Source organism: Kroppenstedtia guangzhouensis, assembly GCF_014637345.1.
GTDB lineage: Bacteria > Bacillota > Bacilli > Thermoactinomycetales > DSM-45169 > Kroppenstedtia > Kroppenstedtia guangzhouensis.
Map to the genome: position 1 here is coordinate 1 of NZ_BMEX01000031.1, position 10,288 is coordinate 10,288.

Sequence of the window (10,288 nt, forward strand, 5' to 3'; positions counted from 1 at the left end):
CTTTTCATAGTGGCGGTTTCTCCTTCTTGGTTTGTCCACCACCGTTATACCAAACGGTTTAGGAGACCGCCACTTTCAATTTCCACGATTTTTGGGACATAGCCGTCGTGATAGCGGAACTGAATTACCCAACTCGATTCACCCTGCTACAGAAAAGAAAAACCGAGTATGATAAGATGTTTCCCCTCATCTTTATCCAAATGAAAGTTAATCAACTGGCTTGGGGATAGTTTCTATTTTACTTCCATCAATATACAAACAAAAATCATGCGGAACATTACTTCCTTGTTTTACATAGGAAACTAGAGTTCCCTTTCTTTTATCGATATCAAATGTAAATGTTCCGACTTTCATCCCCGTAGGACTTTCTAGTATACAGGTCGTTTTTATATATTTGTATTTACCATTTATTTTAGCGATAACAAATCCATACATTTCTATCATTGCTGAAAATACAACTTGCAATAATACAACTCTCTCATCATTTTTCACTTTCCAAAAAAATCTTTTTTCCATTGTTAAAAAACCACCTTTTGAAAAGGGCTGGGCATAAACCCAGCCAATTGTATCTATCTGGAACGGACAGAAACTGGGTAATACACCTTCCAAGTCCGACGAAGGTATATCTTAATTCCTTTTCCCTTACGATTAGCGTAAGATATTATCCCATCAAAAACCCAGGTCATTATTTTGAGTACTCTTGTTACTCCAGCAGATATAGCAATATTTCTTGTTAATACCGCAACCAAAATACCTACCGCAACCGTTCCATATTTTCTAAACCACTTAATAGCGAGTAAAAGTTTGCTGGTTTCCGATGGACTTAATATTACTATTCTTCCTTTTTTCCAACTCTTTACTCTTACATTTCCATTGGGATCAATATACACTACAGGATTATTTTGAACATACGCATATAGGTTCTGAGTTAAAGGTACTTTTTCAGTTCCCTCAAAGGAATCCCTCGTCAAGAACCTTCCCGTCTCCGGATTGTAATACCGGCTCTGCAGATAATACAGACCCGTCACTTCATCATACCGGTACCCCGCATAGCGATACGGATTCTCCACCGTTCCCGTTTCCTTCAACAGATTCCCGAAAGCATCGTACTCATAGGTTGCTACGACGGCTCCAGAGGAGTCGGTGAGGGCGGTGACATCCCCCCGGTAGTTGGTCTGGTAGTAGTACGTCTTCCCACCGCGGGTCATGCTGACCAGTTCATTGCTAGCCCCGTAGGTGTAGTGGGCCACGATCTGGTGGTTCTGATCCGTCTCATAGATGACGTTCTTGTTCTCATCATAATGGAACGTGAGCGTCTGGGAGCCGGTGGTTATCGTTTTACGCATGCCGTCGGCCCGGTAGGTGAAGGAGGCGAGGGAGTTGCTCCCTTCTTTCACAGCGGTCAGGCGGTTTTCGGCATCGTAGACGAAGGTCCGTTTGCCGTCGTGGGTCAGGTTGCCGTTTTTGTCAAAGGTGTGGGCCCGACCGTCCACCTGAGTCAGTTGGTCGGCATCGTCGTAGCTGTAGTTCGTGGTGGTCGCGATGCCGTTTTGGGTCACTTTCTTCGTCAGCCGGTTTCCCGTGGCATCGTAGGTGTATTCTGTGACGGTGCCGTCAGGCTGGGTTTCCTTGACCAGCTGTTCCAGCTGATCGTAAACATAGGTCGTGGTTCCCTTGGAATCTTTCACTTGGGTGATGTTGCCTTTGTTGTCGTAGGTGTACGTGTAAGATTCCCGCTGTTCCCCGCCCTTGTCCAAAACCACCTGCTGTGTGAGATCGCCGGCACCGTTGTAGCTGAAGAGGCTGACGGTGCCGTCTTCATTTTTGCGGCTGGCGACGCGATCATTCTCATCGTATGTGTAGATCGCACGGTTTTTGCCGTTTTCGGTCACTTTGGTGAGCTGATCCACTTCATTATAACCCATACCCTGGGTTACGGTCGTGGTTCCTGCAGTCAATTTTTGTTGGGTAACGTTGCCGTTTTTGTCGTGAGTGTATTCCGTTTTGTTGCTTCCCGGTTCAGTCACCGTCTTCAGCTTGTTGTCATCATCGAAAGTGAAGCTGGTGGACTCGTTTTTGGCCTCATCGGTCCCCTTGGTCACGTTGCCGTTGGCATCGTACTCAAAGAATTTGAGGGATCGGTGGTGAATAACACAAATAAGGAATTCAACACCCCTTGGTTGTGGTGGGTTGGTTTGGTTAATTACCTTTTCCACACCCAGGGTTGTTGAATTCCTTTTCTGATGCCCACGTTTTTCAGGGAAACTAACTGGGTAGATACCCGTTTAGAATAGATACGTCTCGGCTTCTCCGCACTTCTTTGCCTACATCTTATGCGCTAACACTTATGACAAGAGTTGTGTAAAAGTTTCAGTAAATCGAGGACTAACTTGCTAATAATATATGAAAGAGCATGTAGATCACCGCTATCACTCCTATTGTTGACAAAATTACAACAAAAACAAAAAAGAATGAGAAGCTATGAATTTTTTCAGAACCCTCTTGATCCAGTTGAAACTCTCCATTTTCCCCAAGACTTACCTTTCGGAAATAAATAACAATCCTGCTTTCCTCATTAAATTGATTGCTCCAAGAAAAATGTTCCCCATTTAATTTCATTTCTGTTAATTGTATCATCAGTTCTTCAATCTGCTTATCTGTTAAATCAATATAGATATACTGACTTTCCTGATTTACAACCATGGCATCTTTTGAATCCACTATTCGCCAATCCCCTTTTTACTAATAGTAATATAGTGTAAACAGAAAATAGATTACGACAAACAAAACAGCCATTTTTGTTAAAAAAACTACCAACTTATTCTTATAATATCTAACAGCAAGGACTAATATCAAAGGACTAAAATAATTAAAAAGCCCCCTATCCCGATAGACAAAATTAAATAATATTACCAAGAATAAATACCAACCAAGAATAGATATTATTTCTTTGATCATTTTTTTTGATTCTCCCATTATACACCCTTCTTCCCTTCAATCGGGAAAATATTGAAATCCAATACTGTAATCCCAAAAATGGGCGTTGGAAATGAAACAAACCTTTCACTTCCCTATTTGTAGTAAACATTGTTGATGGGAACGAGAATGGTGGGACGAAAGAGATCTCTCGCAAAAAACGTAAAGGATCTCCGTCCCACCAATTCCGACCCTTCTCCTCACTCAAAAATGGCTAATCAATTATCTGATACGCCTAATTAAAGTGAGTACCTGTATTTAAATTACAGTCAATTTTTTACCGACGTCGCCACCGTAGTAATTTATTTCTAACAACTCGTTTAAATGCTTGTACAGCACTATATCTTTTCAAACGAGCAATCACAATGCCTGTTGCAAGTTTTCCAATCAACCACCGGTGGAATCGCAGGCCATAAGAATACGCAACAGCATAGGTCCATTGCCATAAAGGTCTAATTTTTTTTAAACCACCGAATGGCACTAGTCCCCAAACAAAATTCCAGGCAAAATCTTTGGCGAAACGCCTTGCTCCCCACTTCCTGGGATTTATACTGCGAGTATCCTTTATCAATCCAGCTATTGTTATAACAAGTGCCCATCCCGCTACAGAAGCTAAGTACTTTAAAGCAGCAACAACAGCCATAGGCACTGCATAGCCGGAATGATCGGTATTCATTACCGGGTTGTTATGTCCATAAGTATATTTGTTTTGGCTTAGTGGTTCTGTGTCAACGCCTTCGAAGACATCCCTCGTCAAAAACCTTCCCGTCTCCGGGTTGTAGTACCGGCTCTGCAGATAGTACAGCCCCGTGACCTCATCATACCGGTACCCCGCATATCGATACGGATTCTCCACCGTCCCTGTTTCTTTCAGCAGATTCCCGAAGGCATCGTACTCATAGGTCGCCACGACCGCTCCGGTGGAGTCGGTGAGGGCCGTTACATCCCCCCGGTAGTTGGTCTGGTAATAGTACGTCTTCCCGCCCCGGGTCATGCTGACCAGTTCGTGGTTGGCCCCGTAGGTGTAGTGGGCCACGATCTGGTTGTTCTGATCCGTCTCATAGATGACGTTGTTGTTCCCATCATAATGGAACGTGATCGTCTGGGAACCGGTGGTCATGGTCTTGCGCATGCCGTCGGGCCGGGTTTCCTTGACCAGCTGTTCCAGCTCGTCATAGACATAGGAGGTGGTTCCCTTGGAATCTTTCACCTGGGTGATGTTGCCTTTGTTGTCGTAGGTGTATGTGTAAGATTCCCGCTGTTCCCCGCCCTTGTCCAAAACCACCTGCTGTGTGAGATCGCCGGCGCCGTTGTAGCTGAAAAGGCTGACGGTGCCGTCTTCATTTTTGCGGCTGGCAACGCGATCATTCTCATCTTTGGTGTGGCCAATTATAGCTTGCGGCTACTAACTTTCGACCTTTAAAGGAGAACTACTTATTGATTATCGCTTTGACCACTCCGTCTATAACTACAATTAACATGGTAACAACAAACAGATGCTCGTACATTAAGGAGATTTTCAGTTTCATCAAGTTTGTTACTACAACATAAATTGCAGAATAAGCTAAGCTCACAACTACAATATAACTCCAAAATTTACTCATTATTTATCATCCCCTATTGTTGTTCCTCGCTGTTAAAGAACTTTTAAATCCCAGACCCTTCAGGTACAGTTCTTCTTAGAATTTCATCGGATAATTAGAATATCTGAGGCCGGAAAAGAAAGTACCGCTTTTCAAAGCAGTACTTTCTCCATCCTAAATTTCTTATTATCCACTTGTTGAATTTAATAATACTTTTTTGTCGAAGTGTTCCTGTATTTCCTCTTGCCAGCTTTTAGAATTGGATATACATATTCAATTTCAAGGTTTTTTCTCCACACACCACTCTTGTTCCTCTTGATATGCCAGGACCTTCTTATCACCACATAACCTATCGTGACTCCTTTTCTTCCTGTTGCAGCTGTATAGGCCCATAGTCCACCGATACCGATCCAAAGATACCTATTAATTCTTCCTAAAATAGAAAGAACTATTCTTTTAGCAGATTGCTTCTTGGCCCAACTGTACCCCTTATCTACAAAACCTACCGCAGTAGCAGCAGCATCAATAGTAGATTGTTTAATGTGCCATGTCTTATATTTTTTTACTGTTTTTCTATATCTCCATTTACCCCGCATACCATCAGGGTCATACATCATGATAGGATTATTATTAGAGTAGGTATACATATTGTAGGAAATAGGGATATTAGAATCCCCATCTACGGGATCTCGCGATATTAATCTCCCTATATTGGAATTATAGTATCGATTTTGCAGATAATACAGCCCCGTCACTTCATCATACCGGTACCCCGCATACCGATACGGATTCTCCACCGTCCCTGTTTCTTTCAGCAGATTCCCGAAGGCATCGTACTCATACGATGCCACGACCGCTCCAGCGGGTCGGTGAGGGCCGTTACATCCCCCCGGTAGTTGGTCTGGTAATAGTACGTCTTCCCGCCCCGGGTCATGCTGACCAGTTCGTTGTTGGCCCCGTAGGTGTAGTGGGCCACGATCTGGTTGTTCTGATCCGTCTCATAGATGACGTTGTTGTTCCCATCATAATGGAACGTGATCGTCTGGGAACCGGTGGTCATGGTCTTGCGCATGCCGTCGGCCCGGTAGGTGAAGGAGGCGAGGGTTTTGTCCCCTTCCTTGACGGCGGTCAGGCGGTTTTCAGCATCGTAGACGAAGGCTCGTTTGCCGTCGTGGGTCAGGTTGCCGTTTTTGTCAAAGGTGTGGGCCTGACCGTCCACCTGGGTCAGTTGGTCGGCATCATCGTAAGTATAGTTCGTGGTGGTAGACTTGTCTCCTTGGGTCACCTTTTGCTTCAGCCGGTTTCCCGTGGCATCGTAGGTGTATTCCGTGACGGTGCCGTCGGGCCGGGTTTCCTTGACCAGCTGTTCCAGCTCGTCATAGACGTAGGTGGTGGTTCCCTTGGAATCTTTCACCTGGGTGATGTTGCCTTTGTTGTCGTAGGTGTATGTGTAAGATTCCCGCTGTTCCCCGCCCTTGTCCAAAACCACCTGCTGTGTGAGATCGCCGGCGCCGTTGTAGCTGAAAAGGCTGACGGTGCCGTCTTCATTTTTGCGGCTGGCAACGCGATCATTCTCATCTTTGGTGTGGCCAATTATAGCTTGCGGCTACTAACTTTCGACCTTTAGAAGCGTTGTGAATTAGTGCTGGCCGAGATGGTCGGGATTGGGTTTCACATGACCTTTTCGTTGTTCTGAACTGCCAAAATCACTCCGTGTGAAACTCAACCCTCTCTATGAACGTTTTTAAAGGATCTAATGGAAAATCCAACCTAAAAACATCATAAATATATATAACATCCCCATTATACTTAAAAAGATAATTCCGATAGAAACCCAATCAATTTTGTTCCTTTTCTTTACTCCTAATTTGACCTTCTCAAAAGCCAAGACTATCTTCCCAGCTTCGGATTCATAGTCATAACCCCAAGTAAATGACTCTCCATACCAATCCATTTCAGTGATTTTTTGATAGAAATATTTCACATCCAGCTGGTTTAGCTTAATAAGAACAAATGTAGTTTCTCCCTCTTTATTTATCTCTATTTTTTCGGATTTCAAATGGACTGCACCACCCTATATCTATTTATTCTATACTATTGGAGATTGTCGTCTAGGCAGTTTATCTGCTTCAAAGGTAGAGGGGCAAACAAACCGCTTTTTTCATTGGATACCATCCTGACTTCAATGGAGTTGAGAGTGAGGAGTTTATCCAGACAAATCCCTCTCATACCTTTTGGTGGATAAGGGGGGTGATATTAACACCATCCTCTTTTCTCTTTTGTATACTGTATAATGAGAAATCAGGGCTGTACAAGAAAATGGGCGGTGGAAAGGAGTCTTGTGCTGCCAAAACGTGACCGGGAACGAAGCGAAGATGAGACTTGCGCCCTCTGGGTGCAAAGCAACCTTTGCGATCCTACCCAAGAGAGAATCTGGAAAGTTAGTGCAGTTATATGACATTTTCAGATTCTCTCAGGATAAATTATTTTTACAGAAAGCCAGATAACAGCAAAGAAAGATACGTATAATAAAAACCATAGTATCGCTTTAAACTTAACATTTTTTTTAGCAAAAATTTTATTAGTCATATACTGTGCGGTCCAATAAGGAATTAGTTGGGATAATAAAATAATTATTATACCATCCAAAAACAAAGGTATTTCATAATATGATCTTAAAACAGTTGAAAATAATAAAAACATATTGACTCCCAAAAAGTAAATTAGGCATCCAAATCTTGTTTTCAGTAAGTTCTCCATGAGTTTTACACTCCCTCATAATCTCTTTATATGGACTACGAAAACTGGACAACGAAAAAGGAGTTGCTAAGTTAAGTCATGGGGACTCGCAGGAAGTTTTCCCCCGAGCTAAAAGCTCAAATTGTCCTGGAAATCCTCAAGGGGAAAAGTCCATCTCCAAGCTGTCTTCCGAACATGGCATTCACCCCGTCCAGCTCAGCAAATGGAAAAGAGAGGTTATTCAAAACTTCTCTCAACTGTTTGCCCATGACCGTAAGGGCGTTAATAAGATGAAAAAGGACTACGAAGAAAAAATCAATGATCTCTTCGCAGAAGTCGGAAAGCTGACGACTCAACTGTCGTGGCTTAAAAAAATCTGGCTACTCAGTGTCTGGAGACGAACGTTGCACCCTCATCGAATAGGAAAATCCCGAGCTTCCCATTACTACTCGAGCAGACCTCTTAAGCCTCAACCGATCCAGCCTCTACTACAAGCCGGTCCCTCCCTCTCCGGAGGAAATTCGCCTCAAGTACACTGAATATCCGTTTTTCGGTCGAGACGGATCACAGCTATGCTCCATCGTGAGGGAGAGAACATTCACCGCAATACGGTTCAAAAGTATATGCGGGAGACGGGACTTGCAGCCATCTATCCCGGCCCCAACCTGAGCAAGCGCAACCAGCAACATCGCATTTATCCCTATCTCATACGGAATCTTACAGTCATCCGGCCCAACCACGTGTGGGGAATCGACATTACCTACATCCGGATACCAAAAGGCTTGATGTACCTGGTCGCCGTACTTTACTGGTATTCCCGCTATATTGTTAGTTGGGAGCTGGATCAAGCACTGGATGGAGCTACCCTTTGTCTTGGAAGCAGCAGAACAGACTTTAAAACAAGCGCTCCCCACAATGATCAACAGCGATCAGGGTGACAGTTACCTCGAACTGTTTCAAGACCGAGGAGTACAGATTAGCATGGATGGAAGAGGACGAGCCTCAGATAATTTCTTTACGGAATCGGCTCTGGCGATCCGTCAATTACGAAGAAGCCTATCCCCACCATTACCAGAGCCCTTAAGAGACGCGGCAACGGATTAGCCATTATCTACGGTTGTACAGTGAACAACGCCCACACCAATCTCTGGATTACTGGACGCCTGCTGAAGTTATGGGGCGAGAACTCCTTGCACACTAGCATACATATAATCTCAATAATAGATTCTAAGTCTCATTATGTAACCGTTATACTCGATCCAGGGGGAGCCGATCATAACTTAAAATCCCTCGAAAAACTGTCGACATCGTGTACCACTATACTTCAATTTACAAATAAAGTAAATAAAATTTGAAATAAGTAAACAGCCCCCAATATACATAACAAAAAGATAATTACATCCAAAAGCCATTTGGTCTTCTCTCTCCTTTTTTTAGATACTGTCTTTTCCATTTTGAAAGCCAAAACTGTCTTTCCTTCATTTGAGTTATAACCCCATGTAAAAGAGTCTTCGAACCAATCCATTTCATTTATTTTTTCATAAAAATAGTTTATATCCTGTTCGTTTAACTTAATCCTGACAAAAGTAGTTTTCCCCATAACTTCTATTTTAATTTTATTATCCTCCAAGTAAAACCCTCCTCAAAAAGTGAGGGAAAACACCAAAAGAGGATTTTATGACTTCCTCTTTTGGTGATATTCTTCTTTTAGAGTGTATCTCATAAATCAATTCTTTTGTTTTCGACCAGAGGTCTTATCCACACAAGAGTACAAAAAGCTACTGTTTCCACTGTTCATTCCTAAGTTTTTCAGTTTTGGTGCACCTACTTTGTTACCTTCGAGCACGTCTAGCCGCTTTACGAACTAGATTTCGTAGGTAAGCGCCTCCTCTTGTTGCTCCCTTTCTTGCAAGGGTACGAGTACTACGAATTTTTTTTGCTGAAGCCTTAATAACAGGAAAAATAACTTTATTGGCAATCCATCTCAATGTACTCCTCCCGTATTTAACCAACCAATTTTTAACGGGCCTGCCTACTGCTCTGCCAATCCAACCCCCTACTGGTATTGCACCAAGAAAATTCCATACAAACCTCTCTGCAAACACTCTTTTTGACCATCTTTTAAAATTCCATCCATAATCCCACAACATACTTATAATTGTCCAAGCCAACCCATTTATTGCAGCTCCAACTACCCACCCTACAACAGCGGGGACTGCAAAACCCAATGGATCTATATGCATGACTGGATTATTATGAACATAAATATATCTGTTTTGACTGAGAGTGTCCATCTCAGAAGCTTCAAAGGAATCCCTCGTCAAAAACCTTCCCGTCTCCGGGTTGTAGTAACGGCTCTGCAGATAGTACAGCCCCGTGACCTCATCATACCGGTACCCCGCATACCGATACGGATTCTCCACCGTCCCTGTTTCTTTCAGCAGATTCCCAAAGGCATCGTACTACGATGCCACAACTGCTCCGGTGGAGTCGGTGAGGGCGGTTACATCCCCGGCGGTAGTGGTCTGGTAATAGTACGTCTTCCCGCCCCGGGTCATGCTGACCGGATCGTTGTTGGCCCGGTAGGTGTAGGTGGCGACGATCTGGTTGTTCGGTTCGGTCTCGTAGGTGACGTCATTGTTCTCATCATAATGGATTTGGAGCTGGCTTCGCCACTGCACGTGGTCATTGTCTTGTGCATGCCGTCGACCCAGTATCCGTTTCATTAGAATTGAAAAAGAAATTTTTTAAAATATGCATTGAGGTACTTTTGAAATAGATTTTATTCTTTGTTTTTCATAACAATAAAAATAACAAAAAAGCCCATCGAAACTGTTAATAACTCACGAATACTTTCTATATAACCGGGGAACTCAATGTTGAATATATAGCTAGTGCCCCATCCGGAAATTTAGTTTGGTAATGGAGGAAGGATTTACACTTGGTTTTCTGGAAGGTAGAGAATCTACCACGGAAACAGCAGGTGAAAG

At 43.3% G+C, this 10,288-nt stretch carries 9 protein-coding genes and 2 pseudogenes; 1 reads left to right on the plus strand and 10 read right to left on the minus strand.

The window, feature by feature from the left end:
• Nucleotides 1-207: 207 nt before the first annotated feature.
• The 7 genes from IEV46_RS17090 to IEV46_RS17120 form a co-directional block, all read right to left on the minus strand.
• Nucleotides 208-516 carry a hypothetical protein gene (locus IEV46_RS17090; protein WP_188433727.1) on the minus strand — a complete coding sequence of 103 codons (309 nt, stop codon included), beginning with the start codon at nt 514-516 and terminating at the stop codon, nt 208-210.
• A gap of 53 nt (nt 517-569) precedes the next feature.
• The gene (locus tag IEV46_RS17095; RefSeq protein ID WP_505712045.1) at nt 570-2,216 is read right to left on the minus strand and encodes an RHS repeat domain-containing protein; all 1,647 of its coding nucleotides are present in this window, start codon (nt 2,214-2,216) and stop codon (nt 570-572) included.
• Between the two features lie 169 nt (nt 2,217-2,385).
• Complete coding sequence (locus IEV46_RS17100) at nt 2,386-2,721, minus strand: hypothetical protein (RefSeq protein ID WP_188433729.1); 336 nt, start codon at nt 2,719-2,721, stop codon at nt 2,386-2,388.
• Between the two features lie 532 nt (nt 2,722-3,253).
• Nucleotides 3,254-4,255 carry an RHS repeat-associated core domain-containing protein gene (locus tag IEV46_RS17105; RefSeq protein ID WP_188433730.1) on the minus strand — a complete coding sequence of 334 codons (1,002 nt, stop codon included), beginning with the start codon at nt 4,253-4,255 and terminating at the stop codon, nt 3,254-3,256.
• Between the two features lie 507 nt (nt 4,256-4,762).
• Nucleotides 4,763-5,410, minus strand: coding sequence for an RHS repeat-associated core domain-containing protein (locus IEV46_RS17110; protein WP_188433731.1), 648 nt, complete (start codon nt 5,408-5,410; stop codon nt 4,763-4,765).
• Nucleotides 5,371-6,156, minus strand: a complete 786-nt coding sequence (locus IEV46_RS17115) for a hypothetical protein (RefSeq protein ID WP_308420319.1) — start codon at nt 6,154-6,156, stop codon at nt 5,371-5,373. The genes IEV46_RS17110 and IEV46_RS17115 overlap by 40 nt, the downstream gene beginning before the upstream one ends.
• A gap of 156 nt (nt 6,157-6,312) precedes the next feature.
• On the minus strand, nt 6,313-6,618 hold the full coding sequence (locus IEV46_RS17120) for a hypothetical protein (RefSeq protein ID WP_188433733.1): 306 nt from the start codon (nt 6,616-6,618) through the stop codon (nt 6,313-6,315).
• Nucleotides 6,619-7,397: 779 nt separating this feature from the next.
• On the opposite strand from IEV46_RS17120, the pseudogene IEV46_RS17125 reads away from it, so the two are divergent.
• Nucleotides 7,398-8,499 (plus strand): annotated as a pseudogene (locus IEV46_RS17125) (IS3 family transposase).
• A 123-nt stretch (nt 8,500-8,622) separates the two neighbouring features.
• Here IEV46_RS17125 and IEV46_RS17130 read toward each other — a convergent pair.
• From IEV46_RS17130 to IEV46_RS17140, 3 genes and pseudogenes are all read right to left on the minus strand, one after another.
• Nucleotides 8,623-8,928: a hypothetical protein gene (locus IEV46_RS17130; RefSeq protein WP_188433734.1), complete on the minus strand. Its 306-nt coding sequence runs from the start codon at nt 8,926-8,928 to the stop codon at nt 8,623-8,625.
• Between the two features lie 202 nt (nt 8,929-9,130).
• Nucleotides 9,131-9,748: pseudogene (locus tag IEV46_RS17135) on the minus strand (RHS repeat-associated core domain-containing protein); the annotation flags it as partial.
• A gap of 12 nt (nt 9,749-9,760) precedes the next feature.
• Nucleotides 9,761-9,979, minus strand: a complete 219-nt coding sequence (locus tag IEV46_RS17140; RefSeq protein ID WP_076524605.1) for a hypothetical protein — start codon at nt 9,977-9,979, stop codon at nt 9,761-9,763.
• Nucleotides 9,980-10,288: the final 309 nt, after the last annotated feature.